The following is a 20,469-nucleotide window of genomic DNA, read 5'->3' as shown; positions in this document are numbered from 1 at the left end:
CGATGTTAGTAATGTCTTCATAAGCCACATGAGGACATCCCCATGAAGAAGCGTTTTTCCGACGAACAGATCATCAGTATTCTCCGCGAAGCCGAAGCTGGGGTACCCGCCCGTGAACTCTGCCGCAAGCATGCCATTTCCGATGCCACGTTTTACACCTGGCGTAAGAAGTATGGCGGTATGGAGGTGCCTGAAGTTAAGCGCCTGAAGTCGCTTGAGGAAGAGAACGCCAGACTCAAGAAGCTGCTTGCCGAAGCCATGCTGGATAAAGAGGCGCTTCAGGTGGCTCTTGGGCGAAAGTACTGACGACAGACCAGAAGCGGGAAGCCGTGATGTTGATGTGTGATGCGACCGGTCTGTCGCAACGTCGTGCCTGCAGGCTTACAGGTTTATCCCTGTCGACTTGCCGCTATGAGGCTCACCGTCCGGCTGCTGATGCGCATTTATCAGGGCGCATCACTGAGCTGGCACTGGAGCGCAGGCGTTTTGGCTACCGTCGTATTTGGCAGTTGCTGCGCCGTGAAGGGCTTCATGTTAATCATAAGCGCGTGTACCGGCTTTATCACCTCAGTGGCCTGGGCGTAAAACGCAGAAGACGTCGTAAAGGGCTGGCAACAGAACGTCTGCCGCTGCTCCGTCCGGCGGCGCCCAATCTGACCTGGTCGATGGATTTCGTCATGGACGCACTTTCCACCGGTCGCAGGATCAAGTGTCTTACCTGCGTCGATGATTTCACAAAGGAATGCCTGACGGTCACTGTTGCCTTTGGGATTTCAGGCGTTCAGGTCACGCGTATTCTGGACAGCATTGCACTGTTTCGAGGCTATCCGGCGACGATAAGAACTGACCAGGGGCCGGAGTTCACTTGCCGTGCACTGGATCAATGGGCCTTTGAGCATGGTGTTGAGTTGCGCTTAATCCAGCCGGGCAAGCCAACGCAGAACGGATTTATTGAGAGCTTTAACGGACGATTTCGCGATGAATGTTTGAATGAGCACTGGTTCAGCGATATCGTTCATGCCAGGAAAATTATTAATGACTGGCGGCAGGATTATAACGAATGCCGCCCGCACTCCACGCTGAATTATCAGACACCGTCTGAATTTGCAGCGGGCTGGAGAAAGGGTCATTCTGAGAATGAAGATTCCGACGTTACTAACTGAGTGTTGTATCTAATCGTGGGGGCAGGTCACAGGATAATAACTTCCTTGGGTAACTAAAGATTTTTTGCACAAAGTCGATAACTCCCCGGAAGACAGTCATTTGACGAAACAGTATTTATCAGAGGAAAAAGAAGTTGAGATTTCTAACATTGTTTATCCTCCTTATTGCTATTACCCTACATGCCGAAGAACATGATTATGGCCCACCTGTCTCTGTATGCCTGAACAAACATACCATTCCCTATATCAACACGATGATTCCAGCTGAAAATATTGTTAATGACGCTTATCTGGCGTGCCAGGGTGTCGTTGATGAATGGAATCATGAGAGAGAATCCTTGCCCAAAGAAATGGTAATCAAGCAGAATAAGGAGTTGCGTGATATGTATATCAGGATGATTGAGATCCGTCGGAAAGCGAGTGCACACAAAAAATGAGGGACTCTTGTATCGATTGACTAGAACAAAAAGCAGACACTTAACGGGTGGCATGGAAACGCTTTGATTATTCGTAAAATATAAGAGCGCGAATTCACATCATCGTTGAAGACTATTTTATTAATAAAGGGATGACTTATGAAAGCAGGTGTTTTTTTAAATCTATTATTATTGACGTTATCATTTGATGTCGCGGCATTTACTCAATTCAAACCGGCGGTCTTAAATGCTGCTCTTTTATTCGATCATGATGCAACAACCGGGAACGTAAAACATAGCCTCCAGTGGATGCGGGATGTTACAGGTAAACTTCAGGTTATGACAGAAGTTAGATATGATCGCAGCGGATGCTTTACGAGTATCAACATGGTTGACAAGGCAAATGATCGAGAGTTTCATTTGGTCAATAAAGATGGCTTACTGACGTCACTTAAAGGCCAGCGTATTACCGGAAAAATAAATGAGCGCTGCGAAATTACTGAGCTTGAGAATGAAAAGGGTAATTACTTACTCAGTTATAATATACGTGGCTTGCTGGAAAAAATAATGGACAAAGATACGGGCGAAGTTGTAGAGCGATATGAATATCATAACAGCCAATTCCCCGTTCGCATAATAAACTACAAAGATCCAAAAGATGAACACATCGTTTACCCATCCGGGAGTGCGCAATTCCTTGACTCAGAATTAGTGTCGAAAAGAGAGGACATCACTTTCATGGTGAAGCAAAGCTGTGCTTACACCGCTGATGGTAATGCAGATAAATGCTCGCTGATAGCATCCACTAACGACGACTATCGTGACTCAAGCCTCGTATGGATTTCTAATCACAAAAATGAATATTTCTAAATTATATTAAAAGGACTGAACCCACGTCATCTTCCCGAAAGGTTGATTAACTTACTATTTTTTTATGTAAGTGCATCATCTCCTGCTTTGGAACGATGGTATCGTTAACATCAATCAGCAGGAGAGTACTACAGACAGCCAAAAAGCCGTAAGCAGTTATCTGCTTACGGCTTCCAGAACGGTGATGATTTTCTGGCAATCAGGCCGCTTTCACCGCCCTGATTTTTTTGGCGTCAGCCGCGTCGGATTCTGTTTTATCCGCTACAGCTGGAGCAGTGAGATCGGGAAGCTTGCTGGTACGCAGAATATGCTGCACGGTCTCTTTCTGCTCGGCGAGATACAGGCCAAGATTTTCAGCCTGCGTTTCATCCATCTGCATTCCGCTTTGCAACAGCCAGTCGGTGAACGCATCTGCCATATCGAGCAGCTTGTCGTGAGCGTCAGCCTCTTTCTTACTGGCAAATGTCATTTTCTCTTCACCTTTTCTTACGACAACAAATTTTGTTTCAACAGCCATCGTGCACCTCGCTATACTGTATTTATATACAGTATAACAGCAACAGATCGATGTTGCAGCAAAATATGCATTACTGGCGAAGCTGCTGTGTTTCCGGGCCACTCATACTCCGTCGCCATGCCCCAGGCGCCTGACCATACTGACGCTTAAAGCTGCGGTTGAAGGACTGCTGGGAGTCAAAGCCCAGCGCGATCGCCACGTTCAGAATCGGTTCATCGCTGTGGGATAACCGCTCAACCGATTTTTGCAGCTTTTGCGCGCGAATATACCCGGCGAGGGGATAGCCCGTATGCTCTTTGAAGAGGCGCTGGAGGTGCCATTTTGAGTAGCCGGAACGCCTGGCGACGGACTCAATGTCCAGACGGCTATCCAGGTTGTTGTCGATCCAGTCGAGTAAATCATGCATAAATGCGCCAGTGTTCATCTGGTTACTCCCACGCTGCCTGTCAAAAAGTATCTTTGTCTGTTGCATTAAAAGGTGGCGCTTTTTTGTATTAATTGCAAGTTTTATTGTTGCATTTAAATCCCTGACCGAAACGGGTCTTTTCACATCCGCTCAAATAGCACATAAAGTGCAACAATTATTCTTGCACTTAGTTAAGCGCCTTCCTACAATCGCCGCGATAGTGTATTCGCAACTGTTACAGTTTTGTGGCGATGAACGACACAAATGGCCTTGAGATAGCCACCGGACAAAGGAAGTGGTGCAGTGCCTCCTGCTGCGTCTTGCCCGGCGGCGACAATTACCGGAATAAAAATAATGAGCCTGCAAAAAACCTGGGGTAACTTTCATCTGAACGCGCTGGGGGCCATGTTGCTCTCCGTGCTGCTCGTCGGATGCGACAACAGCGTCGCGCAAAACGCCGCGCCGCCTGCGCCCGCCGTCAGCGCTGCTGACGTGGTGGTGAAATCCATTAGCCAGTGGGATAGCTTTAACGGCCGGATTGAAGCGGTGGAGAGCGTTCAGCTCCGTCCGCGCGTTTCCGGCTACATTGATAAAGTGAATTACACCGACGGCCAGGAAGTGAAGAAGGGCGAGGTGCTGTTCACGATTGATGACCGAACCTATCGCGCGGCGCTGGAACAGGCGCAGGCGAACCTGGCGAGAGCTAAAACGCAGGCTAGCCTGGCGCAAAGTGAGGCTAATCGTACCGATAAGCTGGTCAATACCAACGTTGTCTCCCGCGAAGAGTGGGAGCAGCGTCGTTCGGCCGCCACTCAGGCGCAGGCCGATATTCGCGCCGCGCAGGCAGCAGTTGACGCCGCGCAGCTCAACCTGGACTTCACCAAAGTCACCGCGCCTATCGACGGTCGCGCCAGCCGGGCGCTGATCACCAGCGGAAACCTGGTGACTGCGGGTGACACCGCCAGCGTTCTTACCACGCTGGTCTCGCAGAAAACGGTTTACGTCTACTTTGACGTGGACGAGTCGACCTACCTTCACTACCAGAATCTGGCCCGCAGCGGGCAGGGGGCGTCCAGCAATCACACGGCGCTTCCGGTTGAGATTGGCCTGACGGGCGAGGAGGGATATCCCCACCAGGGTAAAGTGGACTTCCTGGATAACCAGCTGACGCCGAGTACCGGCACCATCCGTATGCGCGCGCTGCTGGATAACGCGCAGCGTCAGTTCACGCCGGGACTTTTTGCCCGCGTACGCCTGCCGGGCAGCGCGGAGTTCAAAGCCACGCTTATCGACGACAAAGCGGTGCTGACCGATCAGGATCGTAAGTACGTTTATATCGTCGATAAAGAGGGGAAAGCGCAGCGCCGCGACATCACGCCGGGCCGTCTGGCAGACGGTTTACGCATCGTGCGGCAGGGGCTGAACCCTGGCGATAAAGTCATCGTCGAGGGTTTACAAAAAGTGTTTATGCCGGGGATGCCGGTTAACGCGAAAACCGTTGCCATGACCGCCACCAGCGCCCTCAACTGATCCCTTGACCTGAGAATCCATCCATGGACTTTTCCCGCTTTTTCATCGACAGGCCGATCTTTGCCGCGGTGCTGTCGATTCTGATTTTTATCACAGGGTTAATCGCCATCCCGCTGCTGCCGGTGAGCGAATATCCTGACGTCGTGCCGCCAAGCGTGCAGGTGCGCGCGGAGTACCCGGGTGCCAACCCGAAAGTGATTGCCGAGACCGTGGCGACGCCGCTTGAAGAGGCGATCAACGGCGTTGAGAACATGATGTACATGAAGTCCGTCGCGGGCTCCGACGGCGTGCTGGTCACCACCGTCACCTTCCGTCCGGGTACCGATCCGGATCAGGCGCAGGTGCAGGTGCAAAACCGCGTCGCGCAGGCCGAAGCGCGTCTGCCGGAAGACGTGCGGCGCCTGGGCATTACCACCCAGAAACAGTCCCCGACGCTGACGCTGGTGGTGCATCTGTTTTCGCCCAACGGTAAGTACGACTCCCTGTATATGCGTAACTACGCCACGCTGAAGGTGAAGGACGAGCTGGCGCGTCTGCCCGGCGTCGGCCAGATCCAGATTTTCGGCTCGGGCGAGTACGCGATGCGCGTCTGGCTGGATCCCAACAAGGTGGCGGCCCGCGGGCTGACCGCGTCGGACGTGGTCACGGCGATGCAGGAGCAGAACGTTCAGGTATCCGCCGGGCAGCTTGGCGCCGAGCCGCTGCCGAAAGAGAGCGATTTCCTGATCTCCATTAACGCCCAAGGGCGTCTGCATACCGAAGAAGAGTTCGGCAATATTGTCCTGAAAACGACGCAGGACGGTACGGTCGTCCGCCTGCGCGACGTGGCGCGTATCGAAATGGGGTCCGGCAGCTATGCGCTGCGCTCCCAGTTGAACAATAAAGACGCGGTCGGGATTGGTATCTTCCAGTCGCCGGGGGCGAACGCCATTGATTTGTCTAACGCGGTGCGCGCGAAAATGGACGAACTGTCCACGCGCTTCCCGGCAGATATGAAGTGGGCGGCACCTTACGATCCAACCGTTTTCGTGCGCGACTCCATCCGTGCGGTCGTGCAAACGCTGCTGGAAGCGGTGGTGCTGGTAGTGCTGGTGGTGATCCTGTTCCTGCAAACCTGGCGCGCGTCGATCATTCCGCTGATCGCGGTGCCGGTTTCGGTGGTGGGTACCTTCAGCATTCTCTACCTGCTCGGCTTCTCGCTGAACACCCTGAGCTTGTTCGGGCTGGTGCTGGCCATCGGTATCGTGGTGGACGATGCCATCGTGGTGGTGGAAAACGTCGAGCGAAACATAGAAGAGGGGCTTGCTCCGCTTGCGGCGGCGCATCAGGCGATGCGCGAAGTGTCCGGGCCGATTATCGCGATTGCGCTGGTGCTGTGCGCGGTGTTTGTGCCGATGGCGTTTCTCTCGGGCGTTACCGGTCAGTTCTACAAGCAGTTTGCGGTGACGATCGCGATATCTACGGTGATTTCAGCGATTAACTCGCTGACGCTCTCTCCGGCGTTGGCGGCACTGCTGTTAAAACCGCACGGCGCGCCGAAGGATTTCCCGACCCGGCTTATCGATCGTCTGTTCGGCTGGATTTTCCGTCCGTTTAACCGCTTTTTCCACCGCAGCTCGAACGGCTATCAGGGGCTGGTGGGCAAAACGCTGGGACGACGCGGCTCGGTATTTGTGGTGTATCTGCTGCTGCTCTGTGCCGCTGGCGTCATGTTTAAAGCGGTTCCCGGCGGGTTTATTCCGACGCAGGATAAGCTGTACCTGATTGGCGGCGTGAAGATGCCGGAAGGTTCTTCGCTGGCGCGCACCGACGCGGTGATCCGCAAAATGAGCGAAATCGGGATGAATACCGAAGGCGTGGACTACGCGGTTGCGTTCCCGGGGCTGAACGCGCTGCAGTTCACCAACACGCCGAATACCGGGACGGTGTTCTTCGGCCTGAAGCCATTCGACCAGCGCAAACATACTGCGGCGGAAATTAACGCTGAGATCAACGCGAAAATCGCGCAAATTCAGGAAGGTTTTGGCTTCTCCATTCTGCCACCGCCGATTTTAGGGCTGGGTCAGGGGTCGGGCTATTCTCTGTACATTCAGGATCGCGGCGGTCTGGGGTATGGCGCGCTGCAAAATGCGGTAAACACCATGTCCGGTGCGATTATGCAGACGCCGGGAATGCACTTCCCGATCTCAACCTACCAGGCTAACGTTCCGCAGCTGGACGTGCAGGTAGACCGTGATAAGGCGAAAGCGCAGGGCGTATTGCTGACCGATCTTTTCGGTACGCTGCAAACCTATCTTGGCTCGTCGTACGTGAACGACTTCAACCAGTTCGGCCGTACCTGGCGCGTGATGGCGCAGGCCGACGGGCAGTTCCGCGACAGCGTGGAAGATATTGCGAATCTGCGCACCCGTAATAGCCAGGGCGAAATGGTGCCGATTGGCAGCATGGTGAAAATCACGACCACCTACGGCCCGGATCCGGTGATCCGCTACAACGGCTACCCGGCGGCAGATCTGATTGGCGATGCCGACCCGCGCGTGCTTTCGTCTGCGCAGGCGATGACGCAGCTGGACGCCATGTCTAAGCAGATCCTGCCAAACGGGATGAACATTGAATGGACGGACCTGAGCTTCCAGCAGGCGACGCAGGGCAACACGGCGCTGATCGTCTTCCCGGTCGCGGTGCTGCTGGCGTTCCTGGTCCTGGCGGCGCTGTATGAAAGCTGGACGCTGCCGCTGGCGGTGATCCTTATCGTGCCGATGACCATGCTCTCCGCGCTGTTTGGCGTCTGGCTGACCGGTGGCGATAACAACGTCTTCGTGCAGGTGGGGCTGGTGGTGCTGATGGGGCTGGCGTGTAAAAACGCGATTCTTATCGTGGAGTTTGCCCGCGAGCTGGAAATTCAGGGCAAAGGCATTATGGAAGCCGCGCTGGAGGCGTGCCGCCTGCGTTTACGTCCGATTGTGATGACCTCCATCGCCTTTATTGCCGGGACTATTCCGCTGATCCTCGGCCACGGCGCGGGCGCAGAAGTGCGCGGCGTCACCGGGATCACGGTCTTCTCCGGGATGCTGGGCGTGACGCTGTTTGGTCTGTTCCTGACGCCGGTGTTTTACGTGACGCTGCGTAAATTCGTGACGCGCGGGAAAGAAGAGGAAAGGGACGTTCTGCCCGCGTAGGAATGCTGCAGATAATAAAAAACCGCCTTCACTGTGAAGGCGGTTTTTTTACATCTGAATATGGGCCGGGTAAGCGCAGCGCCAGCCGGCAAGATCGTTACGACGTTTTTTGATACTGGGCAATAAGGTCGGGGAGCGGATCCCATCCGCTGCTGTCGGCGTTTTTGACCGCTTCCAGGGCGCTTGCCACGGTATGGCGGGCCAGTACCGCTAACGAAGCCTCCTCGGCTTCTTCGGATATCGATTTGAAGTACCAGCAGGCGTTAGCGCTGACCACGCAGCGGGCCGGCACGTCAGGGCGCGACGCCCACAGCTTTTTATCTTCGATAACCGAAAGGTAGATGTCGCGCAGGGTGATCTCTTCCGGCGGGCGACCAAGATGAATTGAGCCGTTACGGCCAAGCGTTGAGACGATAATGCCGTCACGCGTCAGCGGAACCATCAATTTGCGGATGAAGCTCGGGTTCGCTTCCAGGCCGTAGGCCAGAATCGCACTCGTGGAACGTTCACCCAATTGCTCCGCCATCGCTACGCTGAGAACCATCTGCAAAGCTGTCGGGAAGCGGTAATCTAACATTTCTCTGTCCTGGGTTGCGGTGAATCTTGTTCTTTTTGGCACCGCAGAGGTGAATAAGCAATAAACAACAATATAACAAATACGGTAATTATTTTGAAGCAATCTGCGGCATTTGCGATCGAACCCCCTGTTCTGATTTAGCAAAACGTGCGGTTCGGGAGGTCAACCGTCACCATCAGGCCACCTTCAGCGGAAGTACTCAGGTTTACGCTGCTGTTGTGTTGCTGCGCCACCGCTTTGACGATGGCAAGCCCCAGCCCGCTCCCGCTTTGCACCTGATTGGGGTCGCGGAAAAACCGGTCGAACACGCGCTCGCGCAGTTCAACCGGAATACCGGGCCCTGCATCTGAAACGCGAAGCCGCGCGAAGCCATCTGCTATGCAGACATCGACCTGAATCCGCCCGCCCTCGGGACTGTACTTCACGGCGTTCTCAATGAGGTTATCAATAAGCGACACCAGGCGTTCCCTGACGCCGGGGATCCAGATGTCATCCTCGGCGAAGAATTCCAGCTCAATCCTGCGCGCAGACGCCAGCGGTTCCAGCTCGGCCATTCGCTCCTGGATGAGCGTCGTCAGCGGCACGGTCTCCATTTCCGTATCAATGCGCGCTTCGCTGTGCATCATCAGCAGCAGCTGGTTGACGAGACGCGCTGCCCGGCTGTTGCTGCGAATCACCCCCGCAAGCAGCTCCTGCTGGCTCTCGCTGATGACCCAGGACTGCAGCGCTTCCACGTTGATGCGCATCGCCGCGAGGGGGGTACGCAGCTCGTGCGCGGCATCCGCAATGAAAACCCGTTCCCTTTCCGCGCTTTCACGCACTCTGGCAAGGAAGTCATTGATCGCATCCACCATCTGGCGAAGCTCCCTGTGTCCGGGAACGGCTTTTAAAGGGGAGAGATCGTCAGGCGTGCGTAGCGTAATTTCATTGACCACCTTGTTCCAGGGGCGCATCGCAATGCGGATTGACAGCCACGCGGGAAACAGAAGAAAAGGGAAGCAGACCAGCAGCGGCAGGATGTAGTAACCGCGTGAGTTCAGATAGATAAAGAAGTTCCAGCCGCTGGCTGGCGTGAAGAGGGTGACCTCCACGTCAGAGTGAGGGGATTTAAGGGTGCGGCTGGTCCAGGTACGATCTTCACTCTGTACGTGCTCCAGTTCGCCGAACCGGGTGTTTGTTATCCCCGCAGGTGCACCGTCGGAGGCAAAAATAACGGCATTATTCTTGCGAACGATGAGGTTAATCGACAGCACGGGATCTTCCCCTCCGCCGTAACCTTCCCGCAGGGCCTGGCTAAAGGCTTCCAGCACGGCGGTACGATCCTGCGGACGTCCGTCCATACGCTCAACCAGGGTAAAAACGGTTTCGTATGTTTTACTGCCCGTGAGGATGGGAGGGCTGCGCAGGTCCTCCCACAGAATGAAGGTTAGAAAAAGACACCACAGCAGGGTCAGCAGCAGCATCTGGGCGATGATAATTCGGCGCACCAGCGTCGGACGCCTCAGGTGATACCAGACGTTTTGCATTAACCGGTCACCTTTTGAATGGAGACGGTATCAATGACGTACCCGACGCCCCGCACCGTCCGCACATAGCCGTCGCCGATTTTTCGCCGCAAGTTTCCCATATGCACATCGAGCGCATTGCTGAGGTTCTCTTTGTTGCCGAATATCCGTTCTTCCAGAAACCGCCGCGTAATCACGCGGTCAGCGCGCAGCATCAGCGTTTCCAGCAGCGCATATTCACTCGCCGTCAGGTCTACGTGGCGCGCGCTCACCGTCACGCGGCGCGTCGGAACATGAAGCGATAAGCCTCGAATTTCTATCGCTTCATTCTCGAAACCGTAGCTGCGCCGCGCCAGGGCTCTGACTCGCGCCAGCAGCTCGGCGAGAATAAAAGGCTTGACGAGATAGTCGTCCGCACCGGCATCCAGCCCGCACAGGCGATCCTGCAGCGTACCTCGCGCCGTCAGGATGATGACCGGGATCCCCTTGAGCTGCTGACGCAAACGCGCCATCAGGCTCATGCCGTCGCCGTCGGGCAGCCCCAGGTCGAGCAAAATAAGTTCCGGCACGCAGACGTCCAGCTGATGCAGCGCATCCTCTTTGCGGCGTACCCATATGACGTCAAATCCTTGATCCGAGAGTGCGATACGTACGCCGTTGCCGAGATCCAGGTCGTCTTCGATTAGTAAAATTTTCACACTGGCAACTGTATCAACCGTGAATGAAGAACATCTTAAGAAAAAAACGGTATCAGGAAACCTGCCCGGTTTACAGCGCCTGCTCGCGCTTCAGTGTTTCTTCATGTTCGGCTCATAAGAACCTTAGGGTCGGTATTCAAAATGGGCGTTCTGGCGGTTAACCGCATGCATCGTCATCATTTGAATCCAGAAGGGCTTCTTTAATGAGAAACATCGAACTGCGTCATTCGTTCCCCCATTTACTTCCGGGCCGCAGCCTGAAAAACCTCGTGCCGGGCTTCGTTCTGGCGTTACTGGCCATGCCTGCGCTGGCGGCAGAACAGAGTCAGGGTAACGTCTTAACGCTGGGGGGCGGCGTGGACGTCGCGCCGCGCTACTCGGGTTCCGATAAAACCCGCGTCAGTGCGGCTCAGGTGGTGGACTACGCCATGGCAAACGGCTTTTTTATCGGCACCACGAGAGGGATCGGTTACGGCAACAACATCGGCAACCTGGACTACAGCGCCGCGCTGAGCTATCGAGTTGGCCGTAAAGATAAAGACGTGAGCAGCGATTCCATCAGCTCCGGCAGCGACGAGCTGCGAGGAATGGGCGAGATAAAAGGCTCGGCAATCGTTGTGCCCGGGCTGGAGTACAGGGTGACCGACTGGCTTCACCTGCAGATGCAGGCAGAGGTACCGGTTTCAGAAAGAGACAACGGTGAAGCGGTTCATTTCGGCATTTCCAGCCCGTTCTACACCTCACCAAAAAATGAGGTGACGCTGGCGCTGACCGGCAGCTGGGGATCAGGCAAGTATATGCAGACCTACTATGGGGTCAGCGCCGCCCAGTCGAGCGCATCGGGCTTTGCCCGACATGACGCCGGGGCCGGGATTTATGCCTGGTCGATGAATCTGGACTGGACCCACAGGCTCACCTCGCGCTGGAGCGTCCTTGCCTCAGCGGGCGTTACGCAGCTGACGGGGGATGCGGGTGATAGCCCCATTGTGCAACGCAAAACATCGCCCACGGGGAGTTTGAAGGTGACGTACAGTTTTTGATGTTGGCTGCGGTGGCTTAACGTTTTGAGCACGCATTTGCGGTAATTTAAGCCGCTCCGGTTGAGATGGCGGGGCGGTTCCCTTTGCAGAAAGTTACAGCACTGCACACGTGGTTGACGGATTTATCTAAAGCTCCATTGTGCCGTAATGACAAACACGGAAGGTATGATAATACCCACATCCATTCCAAAATAAGACGTAAAATTATACTGGAACCCATGATATATATAGGGCGAAAATCCTATCCCCGTTGCTTTTTTAAAATCATGGTATGAACCATGGTCACCACAATCATCGAAAGTATCAAAGAAAAATTCACCTACATAGCCATAGATTCCTTTAAAAACCCAACCGTTATCCCATCCAGCCCAGTCTCTTCTTACGCCGGCAGCCAGGCATCTGTCATTAAAGCTGTTTTTCATTGTCCCTAGCACAAGACTGTATTTCGACGTATCCGAGAATTTCCTCTCAACGGATATGAACTTATTTTCAAAGTTCTCCGTGTATTGTCCTCGATTATGCGTCAGATGATAAACGTATGAGCCGGTATTTATTGAATACAGATTTATTTCATCTGCAGAGCAATGCAACGTAAAAAGATAAAAACTTCCGCACCACAGCCATGTGGGCCATCTTTTCCGATCTGTCTGCTTATGTGGAATATTATCCATATTCGCTCACTTTAGCTAACGTACTGAAATTATAAGGACTGTTTTCGATCTTCAGCTGGATAAATTTTAGCATACATACCAAAACTCGAGATATTCACGTCACGGATTGGGGGCTGAAATTACGATAGAACATGTTCTGCGAACCCTTACCCCAAGCGCTTACACGAGTGAAAATCAGCCTTTTTGCCGCCGCTAAAATCATAGCCTCTGAGGTATAATCGCTGTTCAGAAAAAGGCAAAGAGGATGTGACAAGATGCTGACTTATATCACTATAGGTACAAATGATCTTCAGCGCGCCGCGGCGTTTTATGACGCGATTTTTAAAGTGCTTGGCTATTCACGTTTGCCTGCCTGGACCAAGGACTGGGCAATGTGGGGAGATGAAAATAATCCAGATGAGGGGTTTAGCTTCTGTATTTGTCCTCCCTTTGACCGACAACCCGCAACGGCGGGAAACGGGACCATGTTCGCATTCCGTGCAGCTAACGCGGAGCTTGTCAGACGTTTCCATGCAGCAGGCCTTCTTGCGGGAGGAAAGAGTGAAGGCATGCCAGGGACACGAACCGCGTACGGCCCCGATTTTTATGTTGCCTATCTGCGCGATCCTGACGGGCATAAGCTGGCATGCGTTTGTCAGCATTATTCTTCTGAAGCCGATACGTTCCCATGCGAAGAATAGTCACAAGCGGTCGTTTTTGAACTATGTTTAACACCAGTCAGAATAATAAATAGTTGAACTGTTATTAGATTCTGAATAGTGGCGGCCTTAATCCGGAGCATTTGAAAGCCAGAACCTCACTGAGAAGTGTGCCAGCATGACGTGGCTAATATTCCTGTCCGGAGAACAACGTGTTCGGAAAACAATTGTTAAACTACATGCCAGGTTTACAAACTTTGTTAGCCTACGATAAAAGCTGGCTAAAAAATGATGTTAAAGCTGGCTTATCCGTTGCGGCTGTCGCGCTTCCGGTGGCTATTGCTTATGCTGAGTTGGCGGGTGTTGGGGCAATAGTGGGGCTCTATTCCTGCGTTTTACCGATGATAGCGTATGCACTCTTTGGTTCTTCACGTCAGCTTATTGTGGGCCCTGATGCCACGACCTGCGCGGTGATTGCGGCCGTCGTGTTTCCTCTTTCTGCAGGTAATCCCGAACTGCACTGGCAGCTGACCATTATCATGACGTTGATGATGGGTGGGTGGTGCCTGCTTGCCAGTAAATTCCGCCTGGGCGCACTTGCCGATCTGCTTTCTCATCCAATCCTTACGGGTTTGCTTAATGGCGTTGCCGTGACGATTATTGTCGGGCAATTAGGCAAGGTGTTGGGGATAAAACTCGACGAAGCGCAGGTTATTGAGAAAATAATGGCCTTGCCAGGCCGTCTTTCAGAAAGCCATTTATTAACCGTTGGCATATCGCTTTTAACGTTAATTATTTTAATGGCGATCAAAACGTATCGCAGCCACTGGCCAGCACCGTTGATTGCCATTGTGATGACAACGTTACTGGTATGGGCGACATCTGCACAACAGTATGGTATTGCCACTATTGGGGGAGAAGGCTTCCAGCCTGGTTTACCCGTCGTTAACTGGGGCGCGTTCCAGCCCGGTCCTATGCGTGATTTAGTGATCCCGGCGCTGAACCTGGCGTTGGTCAGTTTTGTCAGCCTGATGCTGACCGCCCGCAGTTTCGCCGCGAAAAATGGCTATGAAATTAATGCTGATGCAGAGTTCCGGGCACTGGGGATTGCGAACCTCATGTCGGGATTATCTCAGGGGTTTGCTATCAGTGGAGCCGATTCCCGGACCGCGGTTAATGATTCAGTGGGTGGGAAAAGCCAGCTGGTTTCCATCGTCGCAGCCTTACTCATCGGTATCGTAGTGGTGTTTTTCACTCAGCCATTACAATTTATTCCGGTATCTGCATTAGGTATTGTTTTGATGTACGCATCCTGGTCATTAATTGATCTGCGCGGGTTATGGAACCTGAGGCGTAGAAATAAACAGGCATTTCGCCTGGCCTTCTTCACGTTTGGCTGTGTGTTAATTATCGGCGTTATCCAGGGGATCGGCCTTGCGGTGTTGCTTGGCCTGTTACAGTTCCTGCGTACGGTGTTTCGTCCCTCTGAGCACTTACTGGGAACTGACGACGATGGCATGATTCACTCATTAGGTAATACAACCGATATTAAAATGGTCCCGGGCGTGCTGATGTATCGATTTAACTCACCGTTGACCTATTTTAACGTGGCTTATTTTAAACGTCGGGTATTGAACCTGGTTGATGGTGCAGCAGTACAGCCTAAATGGGTGGTCATTGATGCCGTTGCTTGCTTCACCTATTCAGACATCAGCGTTCTGGCAACCATAAATGAGTTAAAGCGCGATCTGAAAGGTCGACAGATTACGTTAATCCTTGCGGGCAGAAAAACGGAATTAACGCGCTGGTTTAAAGATAGCCGGCCAACAATGAATGATGATGACATGATTCTGGCGCCAGACCTCTATCTGGCACTTCGGTTCATTCAAAGCAAAGAGAGTGCGAGTGAATCAGGTAGCGAGGTATAAGCTAAAGGCTTGCCCGCCAACCGCGAGCAAGCCGCATCCCTTAGCGATACAGCGTTTTTTCCGCAACCGGAATAAGCAGCCCGGCTCGCCAGTCCGCGAGCGTCAGCTGCGCAAGCCTGCCCAGTGCGGTATAAAAGGGATGCCCGGCGTTTTCCACAAACACCGACAGGAAGCGGGTGCTCCACGGCAGCAGGTGCCACGCCAGAAGCTGAGCGCACTCTGCTTCGCGGCCATTCTCGGCCAGCCACGCCGCCAGCAGCAGCAAAGTACCAAAATGATCTTCCGGCTCATTCTGCTGCATCTCAAACGCGATATTGTTCTCACGCATCCACTGGCGCAGCGCGAGGGTCGAGTCGCCAAACAATACGGATTCACGGTCCAGCCAGACGGAACCCCACGGCGGAGCGGGTAGGGCATACGGACCAATAAACAGCCGTTGCCAGGCGTCCGCCAGCGGCTCATCGGAAGATGAGGCAAACGTATCGGCAACGGGCTGCAGCGTTTCTGCAGGCAGGGGCCAGTCCTGAACCCATTCGCCAGCGGTGAGCGCTTTCACCAGCGGCGCGGCCTGCTCGCTGTCCGGAGCGAAATAAAACAGCGCGCCCAGCACCCGGGCGCTGAACGCGAACGATTCACTATGTGAGACGTCTTTCATTAAACCTTCCTTGCTCGCGCGGATGACGCCCGCGCGACTGTGTTAACCGATAATACTGACCACAGAATAAACCAGGGTCTCGTGTTTCACCCTCTACACTTTCTCAATCTGCACGAGATTGGTGTGCTGCGGGTTGCCTTTTGCCAGCGGAGAAGGACGATGGGTCGTCAGCGTGTTGATGCAGGAGCCGTGGTCGATACGATCGCCACTCATATTGGCATCGTGCCAGGCGCCCTGGCCCATGGCGCTCACGCCGGGCATGATGCGCGGCGTCACTTTCGCTTCAATTCGCACCTCGCCGCGGCTATTAAAGACGCGCACCGTATCGCCGTTCTTAATGCCGCGTTTTTCGGCATCGACAGGATTAAGCCACACCTCCTGGCGGCAGGCCGCTTTCAGCACGTCGACGTTACCGTAGCTCGAGTGGGTACGGGCTTTGAAGTGGAACCCGAAAAGCTGCAGCGGGAACTGCGCGCGCTCGGGTGCATCCCAGCCGTCAAAGGTCGATGCGTAGACGGGCAGAGGGCTGATGGTCTCATCTTTTGCCAGCTCCCAGGTGGCCGCAATCTCTGCCAGCTTGCTGGAGTAAATTTCAATCTTGCCCGATGGCGTTTTCAGCGGATTGGCTTCAGGGTTCTCGCGGAATTTTTTATAGGCCACGAAGTGTCCGTTCGGATCTTTGCGCTTATAGATGCCCATTTTTTTCAGCTCGTCATATGACGGAAGCTGAGGATCTTTCGCGAGCATTTTGGCATACAGAAACTGCAGCCACTGTTCCTGCGTGCGTCCTTCGGTGAATTTCTGATGGATATCCGGCCCGAGGCGTTTCGCCACTTCGCTCATGATCCAGTAGATCGGCTTACGCTCGAACTTCGGCGCGGTCACGGGCTGGAGGAAAATCAGGTAGCCCATATTTCCCGCATAATCGTTAGGAATGATATCTTCCTGCTCGACGGTCATCAGGTCCGGCAGCACGATATCGGCATACTTCGCTGACGAGGTCATGAAATTGTCGATGACGACAATCATTTCGCACTTGCTTTCATCCTGCAGGATATCGTGGGTTTTATTGATATCGGAGTGCTGGTTGATGATGGTATTGCCCGCGTAGTTCCAGATGAACTTAATCGGCACGTCCAGCTTATCTTTCCCACGCACGCCGTCGCGAAGGGCGGTCATCTCCGGTCCGCGGGCGATGGCGTCCGTCCAGCTGAAGCAGGAGATTTGCGTTTTGACCGGGTTATCCGGTATCGGCATACGTTCGATGGTAATGGTGTATGTCGACTCACGCGCGCCGCTGTTGCCGCCGCTAATCCCCACGTTTCCAGTCAGAATAGGCAGCATGGCGATGGCGCGGGACGTCAGCTCGCCGTTCGCCTGGCGCTGTGGTCCCCAGCCCTGGCAGATATAGGCCGGTTTCGCGGAGCCGATTTCCCGGGCCAGCTTGATGATGCGATCCGCCGGAATACCGGTGATGCGTGAGGCCCACTCCGGCGTTTTCGCCGTGCGGTCATCGCCCTGGCCGAGAATGTACGCTTTGTAGTGGCCGTTAGCGGGCGCGCCTTCCGGCAGCGTTTTTTCATCGTAGCCAACGCAGTATTTATCGAGAAAAGTCTGGTCGACCAGGTTTTCGTCGATCAAAACCCAGGCAATACCCGCCACCAGTGCGGCATCGGTACCCGGACGGATCGGGATCCATTCATCTTCGCGTCCGGCTGCCGTATCGGTATAGCGCGGGTCGATAACGATCATTCGCGCGTTTGAGCGCTCGCGGGCCTGCTCCAGATAATAGGTAATCCCGCCGCCGCTCATGCGCGTTTCCGCCGGATTATTGCCGAACATCACCACCAGTTTGCTGTTTTCAATATCAGAGGTGCTGTTCCCGTCGTTGCTGCCGTAGGTGTAGGGCATGGCGCAGGCGATTTACGCCGTGCTGTAGGTGCCGTAGTGGCTCAGGAAACCGCCGTAGCAGTTCATCAGGCGCGCCACCAGCGAAGCGTAAGGGGAGGAGCGGGTGATATTGCCGCCGACAATCCCGGAGGAGTAGTTAATATAAACCGCTTCGTTGCCGTATTTGCTGACCACGTTTTTAAGGCTGGCGGTGATGGCGTCCAGCGCTTCATCCCATGTGATGCGCTCGAACTTGCCTTCACCGCGTTTGCCCACGCGTTTCATCGGGTAGTTGAGACGGTCAGGGTGATTGATCCGACGGCGAATAGAACGCCCGCGCAGGCAGGCGCGCACCTGATGGTTACCGTAAATATCTTCACCTGTGTTATCCGTTTCGACCCAGTACACTTCGTCGTCGCGGACGTGCAGACGTAGCGCGCAGCGGCTGCCGCAGTTGACCGAGCAGGCGCCCCACACCACTTTATCTTCAACAGGCTGGACGGCGTTCTTCACCGCCGCGGCGGCGCTTTTTAAACCAAAAGGAAGCGAGATCCCACCGGCGGCCAGCGCCAGAGACCCTATTGCCGTAGATTTCACGAGAGTTCGACGGCTAATCCCGCCGTGATGTTCAGTATCGGACATGGCTCACCCCATCATTATAATTACGTATTATTTTTCCCGAAATGATAACCGGGCTAATGATGGGGTGAGTGTTACTGATTTGGGGGTATTAAATCTTAATCCTCATCAAATCAAAGGGAATTGAGGGTAAATTACTGCGCTTCAGCAGCCCCGTTGCCTGAACGGGTGTACAAAATTTTAAAGGTGTCGTTGGCGCAGTGGCCTACCACCTGCGTGCCCGCCTGGTCGGCCTGATCGTTCGGCACAATGCTCAGCGTAAAACCTGATTCAGGCACACCGTTGTTGATAATTTTCTGCTGAATGTCGCTTTTCACGCGCTCGCAGGAATCCGGTGCCGCCAGCGCGGCCGTTGAGACACTCATTAACAGCAGGGCGGTAATCCAGGGTAACCGTTTCATCTGTAGCTCCTTTTCTCTGTGTAGAGATTAATTTTAGCAGGCTTCGTGTAAACAACTGTATTTGCTAATATGATTGGGAATAATCTCCCTGCACGGTAATAAATGTGAAGAAATACGCAGCGATAACGCTACTGGCAGCAACACTGGTGGGGTGCGACAACAGCTCCGCGCCGCTGTCGTTTACGCCCGAAATGGCGAGTTTCTCGAACGAATTTGATTTTGATCCGCTGCGCGGCCCGGTGAAAGACTTTACCCAGACGCTGTTCAACGAGAAGGGCGAAGTGTCCAAACGGGTCACCGGCACCGTGTCTACGGAAGGGTGTTTCGATACCCTTGAGCTGCACGACCTGGAGGCCAATACCGGCGTGGCGCTGGTGCTGGATGCCAATTACTACCTTGATGCAGAAACCCAGCAGCGAAAAGTGAAGCTGCAGGGGAAATGCCAGCTGGCCGAACTGCCGTCAGCCGGGATAACCTGGGATACCGACGACAACGGTTTTGTGGTGGCGGCGCACGGCAAAGAGATGGAAGTGAAGTATCGCTACGATGCGGACGGCTACCCGCTGGGCAAAACCACCGTCTCCGGGGATCAGCATCTGTCCGTCCAGTCGACGCCGTCTAAAGACGTTCGCAAAAGAATGGATTACTCGGCGGTGAGCATGTTGAATGATAAGCCGCTGGGCAACGTGAAGCAGAGCTGCGATTACGATCGACACAATAATCCGGTGAGCTGCGACCTGACGATCACGGACGATAGCGTCAAACCTGCCGTTGAGCGCAAATACACCATCAAAAACACGATTGAATACTACTGAGAATAAAACCGCGCAGGTTACTGCGCGGTCGGTTTCAGCAGGCTGGCGCCTGACGGCTTGTGTCCGGCCAGGTGCTGATGCTGGAAGATGCACATGCGAATGGTATTGCGGTATTCGCCGTTGATAAAGAACTCGTGAATCAGCTCGCCTTCCACCATAAAGCCCAGCTTGCGGTAGATATGGATCGCTTTCTCGTTCTCTTTATCCACAATCAGGTAAAGCTTGTAGAGATTCAGAACGTTGAATCCATAATCCATCGCCAGCTTCGCTGCCCGTGAGGCAAGGCCTTTTCCCTGATGTTCAGGGGAGATGATGATCTGAAACTCCGCCCGACGGTGAACATGGTTGATTTCAACCAGCTCCACAAGTCCGGCTTTTTCGCCTTCACACTCCACCACAAAACGACGTTCACTCTGATCGTGAATGTGCTTATCGTAGAGATCGGACAGCTCAACAAAAGCCTCGTACGGCTCTTCGAACCAGTAGCGCATCACGCTGGCGTTATTGTCGAGCTGGTGGACGAAGCGCAGGTCTTCACGCTCCAGCGGACGAAGCTTAACGTCGCAGGGCGCCGACATTACGGGGCTACCGTGCGGCCAGTGCGGCGATCCAGGCAGCGCAGGGTGTTTGGCTCCCAGTAGGCGTTGACGTTTGCACTTTGCTGGCACTTATCGCGCGCGTCAAAAGCGACATCTTCTTTATCCCACTCTTTCTCAGCACGTTTGTTGACCTTGTGGCGAAGGCTGCGGGTGTCATTCCATTGTTCTTTGTCCATAGCGGCGTTCTGGCGGCTTTGCGCGCTGTCACCAGACTCAATTATGAGCTTGCTGGTTTCCGCTGTCGCAGAGGCGGCAAAGGCGAACGATGACAGCGCCAGCAGGGCTGTCAGACAAAGGCGTTTGCTTAATGTGGTCATAGCGTTTCCTTTTAA

The 20,469-nt window shown here is 54.0% G+C and carries 19 protein-coding genes and 1 pseudogene; 9 read left to right on the top strand and 11 right to left on the bottom strand.

All coding sequences use genetic code 11. The features are described 5' to 3' along the window. Positions 1–42 precede the first annotated feature (42 nt). The 3 genes from AC1VYI_RS14165 to AC1VYI_RS14155 all read left to right on the top strand — a co-directional run bounded on the left by AC1VYI_RS14165 (position 43) and on the right by AC1VYI_RS14155 (position 2,449). Positions 43–1,163, top strand: a protein-coding gene (locus AC1VYI_RS14165; protein WP_087451024.1) for an IS3-like element ISSen4 family transposase whose coding sequence is annotated in 2 segments (ribosomal slippage) — positions 43–301 and positions 301–1,163 — 1,122 coding nt in all. Because the reading frame shifts where the segments join, the coding sequence is not laid out codon by codon here. A gap of 134 nt (positions 1,164–1,297) precedes the next feature. Beyond that, entirely contained in the window at positions 1,298–1,600 is a 303-nt protein-coding gene (locus tag AC1VYI_RS14160) for a hypothetical protein (RefSeq protein ID WP_226483741.1), read from the top strand. Positions 1,601–1,738: 138 nt separating this feature from the next. Next, positions 1,739–2,449: a YnfC family lipoprotein gene (locus AC1VYI_RS14155; RefSeq protein WP_069719330.1), complete on the top strand. Its 711-nt coding sequence runs from the start codon at positions 1,739–1,741 to the stop codon at positions 2,447–2,449. 199 nt (positions 2,450–2,648) lie between these two features. On the opposite strand, the gene AC1VYI_RS14150 is transcribed toward AC1VYI_RS14155, so the two are convergent. After that, positions 2,649–2,966, bottom strand: coding sequence for a YebG family protein (locus AC1VYI_RS14150; protein ID WP_024909116.1), 318 nt, complete (start codon positions 2,964–2,966; stop codon positions 2,649–2,651). A 70-nt stretch (positions 2,967–3,036) separates the two neighbouring features. Then, positions 3,037–3,390: a helix-turn-helix domain-containing protein gene (locus tag AC1VYI_RS14145; RefSeq protein ID WP_134866376.1), complete on the bottom strand. Its 354-nt coding sequence runs from the start codon at positions 3,388–3,390 to the stop codon at positions 3,037–3,039. A 336-nt stretch (positions 3,391–3,726) separates the two neighbouring features. On the opposite strand from AC1VYI_RS14145, the gene oqxA reads away from it, so the two are divergent. Together oqxA and oqxB are read left to right on the top strand one after the other, a co-directional pair. Beyond that, entirely contained in the window at positions 3,727–4,902 is a 1,176-nt protein-coding gene (oqxA, locus tag AC1VYI_RS14140; protein ID WP_023311529.1) for a multidrug efflux RND transporter periplasmic adaptor subunit OqxA, read from the top strand. A 23-nt stretch (positions 4,903–4,925) separates the two neighbouring features. Beyond that, positions 4,926–8,081: a multidrug efflux RND transporter permease subunit OqxB gene (gene oqxB / locus AC1VYI_RS14135; protein ID WP_045354781.1), complete on the top strand. Its 3,156-nt coding sequence runs from the start codon at positions 4,926–4,928 to the stop codon at positions 8,079–8,081. Positions 8,082–8,178: 97 nt separating this feature from the next. Here the strand turns inward: oqxB and oqxR are convergent, their stop codons facing one another. The 3 genes from oqxR to AC1VYI_RS14120 form a co-directional block, all read right to left on the bottom strand. Then, complete coding sequence (oqxR, locus tag AC1VYI_RS14130; RefSeq protein ID WP_029739386.1) at positions 8,179–8,658, bottom strand: efflux pump transcriptional repressor OqxR; 480 nt, start codon at positions 8,656–8,658, stop codon at positions 8,179–8,181. A gap of 137 nt (positions 8,659–8,795) precedes the next feature. Beyond that, a complete protein-coding gene (locus AC1VYI_RS14125; protein WP_134866374.1) occupies positions 8,796–10,184 on the bottom strand; it encodes a sensor histidine kinase in 1,389 nt (462 codons plus the stop codon). Continuing rightward, a complete protein-coding gene (locus AC1VYI_RS14120) occupies positions 10,184–10,861 on the bottom strand; it encodes a response regulator (RefSeq protein WP_045354785.1) in 678 nt (225 codons plus the stop codon). The genes AC1VYI_RS14125 and AC1VYI_RS14120 overlap by 1 nt, the downstream gene beginning before the upstream one ends. A gap of 203 nt (positions 10,862–11,064) precedes the next feature. Here AC1VYI_RS14120 and AC1VYI_RS14115 point away from each other — a divergent pair, with 203 nt between their 5' ends. After that, positions 11,065–11,901 carry a MipA/OmpV family protein gene (locus AC1VYI_RS14115; protein WP_134866372.1) on the top strand — a complete coding sequence of 279 codons (837 nt, stop codon included), beginning with the start codon at positions 11,065–11,067 and terminating at the stop codon, positions 11,899–11,901. A gap of 122 nt (positions 11,902–12,023) precedes the next feature. On the opposite strand, the gene AC1VYI_RS14110 is transcribed toward AC1VYI_RS14115, so the two are convergent. Beyond that, a complete protein-coding gene (locus tag AC1VYI_RS14110) occupies positions 12,024–12,572 on the bottom strand; it encodes a hypothetical protein (protein ID WP_223604024.1) in 549 nt (182 codons plus the stop codon). Between the two features lie 254 nt (positions 12,573–12,826). Here AC1VYI_RS14110 and AC1VYI_RS14105 point away from each other — a divergent pair, with 254 nt between their 5' ends. After that, complete coding sequence (locus AC1VYI_RS14105; protein ID WP_059446704.1) at positions 12,827–13,252, top strand: VOC family protein; 426 nt, start codon at positions 12,827–12,829, stop codon at positions 13,250–13,252. Positions 13,253–13,422: 170 nt separating this feature from the next. Then, on the top strand, positions 13,423–15,138 hold the full coding sequence (locus tag AC1VYI_RS14100; RefSeq protein ID WP_063408721.1) for a SulP family inorganic anion transporter: 1,716 nt from the start codon (positions 13,423–13,425) through the stop codon (positions 15,136–15,138). Positions 15,139–15,178: 40 nt separating this feature from the next. Here the strand turns inward: AC1VYI_RS14100 and dmsD are convergent, their stop codons facing one another. The 3 genes and pseudogenes from dmsD to AC1VYI_RS14085 form a co-directional block, all read right to left on the bottom strand. After that, positions 15,179–15,793 carry a Tat proofreading chaperone DmsD gene (gene dmsD / locus AC1VYI_RS14095; RefSeq protein ID WP_045354790.1) on the bottom strand — a complete coding sequence of 205 codons (615 nt, stop codon included), beginning with the start codon at positions 15,791–15,793 and terminating at the stop codon, positions 15,179–15,181. Positions 15,794–15,886: 93 nt separating this feature from the next. Then, positions 15,887–18,325 (bottom strand): annotated as a pseudogene (gene ynfE / locus AC1VYI_RS14090) (selenate/tellurate reductase subunit YnfE). Between the two features lie 131 nt (positions 18,326–18,456). Beyond that, on the bottom strand, positions 18,457–18,723 hold the full coding sequence (locus AC1VYI_RS14085; RefSeq protein ID WP_126303224.1) for a DUF1161 domain-containing protein: 267 nt from the start codon (positions 18,721–18,723) through the stop codon (positions 18,457–18,459). A 104-nt stretch (positions 18,724–18,827) separates the two neighbouring features. Between AC1VYI_RS14085 and AC1VYI_RS14080 the strand changes: the two genes are divergently transcribed. Further along, entirely contained in the window at positions 18,828–19,538 is a 711-nt protein-coding gene (locus AC1VYI_RS14080; protein ID WP_032657501.1) for a YnfC family lipoprotein, read from the top strand. A 17-nt stretch (positions 19,539–19,555) separates the two neighbouring features. Here AC1VYI_RS14080 and speG read toward each other — a convergent pair whose 3' ends face one another. Both speG and AC1VYI_RS14070 read right to left on the bottom strand, forming a co-directional pair. Next, positions 19,556–20,116: a spermidine N1-acetyltransferase gene (gene speG / locus AC1VYI_RS14075; RefSeq protein ID WP_023311549.1), complete on the bottom strand. Its 561-nt coding sequence runs from the start codon at positions 20,114–20,116 to the stop codon at positions 19,556–19,558. Next, the gene (locus AC1VYI_RS14070; RefSeq protein WP_023311550.1) at positions 20,116–20,454 is read right to left on the bottom strand and encodes a DUF1283 family protein; all 339 of its coding nucleotides are present in this window, start codon (positions 20,452–20,454) and stop codon (positions 20,116–20,118) included. The genes speG and AC1VYI_RS14070 overlap by 1 nt, the downstream gene beginning before the upstream one ends. Positions 20,455–20,469 lie beyond the last annotated feature (15 nt).

The organism is Enterobacter sp. QK-SA4, assembly GCF_056856775.1.
The sequence above is the reverse complement of the archived record's forward strand: the minus strand, read 5'-3'. Positions and strand labels throughout refer to the sequence as shown.

Excerpts from the sequence above, each read along its gene's own strand:
- AC1VYI_RS14155 (WP_069719330.1), top strand. The coding sequence starts at position 1,739 with ATGAAAGCAGGTGTTTTTTTAAATCTATTATTATTGACGTTATCATTT.
- AC1VYI_RS14150 (WP_024909116.1), bottom strand. The coding sequence starts at position 2,966 with ATGGCTGTTGAAACAAAATTTGTTGTCGTAAGAAAAGGTGAAGAGAAA.
- AC1VYI_RS14145 (WP_134866376.1), bottom strand. The coding sequence starts at position 3,390 with ATGAACACTGGCGCATTTATGCATGATTTACTCGACTGGATCGACAAC.
- oqxA (WP_023311529.1), top strand. The coding sequence starts at position 3,727 with ATGAGCCTGCAAAAAACCTGGGGTAACTTTCATCTGAACGCGCTGGGG.
- oqxB (WP_045354781.1), top strand. The coding sequence starts at position 4,926 with ATGGACTTTTCCCGCTTTTTCATCGACAGGCCGATCTTTGCCGCGGTG.
- oqxR (WP_029739386.1), bottom strand. The coding sequence starts at position 8,658 with ATGTTAGATTACCGCTTCCCGACAGCTTTGCAGATGGTTCTCAGCGTA.
- AC1VYI_RS14125 (WP_134866374.1), bottom strand. The coding sequence starts at position 10,184 with ATGCAAAACGTCTGGTATCACCTGAGGCGTCCGACGCTGGTGCGCCGA.
- AC1VYI_RS14115 (WP_134866372.1), top strand. The coding sequence starts at position 11,065 with ATGAGAAACATCGAACTGCGTCATTCGTTCCCCCATTTACTTCCGGGC.
- AC1VYI_RS14110 (WP_223604024.1), bottom strand. The coding sequence starts at position 12,572 with ATGGATAATATTCCACATAAGCAGACAGATCGGAAAAGATGGCCCACA.
- AC1VYI_RS14105 (WP_059446704.1), top strand. The coding sequence starts at position 12,827 with ATGCTGACTTATATCACTATAGGTACAAATGATCTTCAGCGCGCCGCG.
- dmsD (WP_045354790.1), bottom strand. The coding sequence starts at position 15,793 with ATGAAAGACGTCTCACATAGTGAATCGTTCGCGTTCAGCGCCCGGGTG.
- AC1VYI_RS14085 (WP_126303224.1), bottom strand. The coding sequence starts at position 18,723 with ATGAAACGGTTACCCTGGATTACCGCCCTGCTGTTAATGAGTGTCTCA.
- speG (WP_023311549.1), bottom strand. The coding sequence starts at position 20,116 with ATGTCGGCGCCCTGCGACGTTAAGCTTCGTCCGCTGGAGCGTGAAGAC.
- AC1VYI_RS14070 (WP_023311550.1), bottom strand. The coding sequence starts at position 20,454 with ATGACCACATTAAGCAAACGCCTTTGTCTGACAGCCCTGCTGGCGCTG.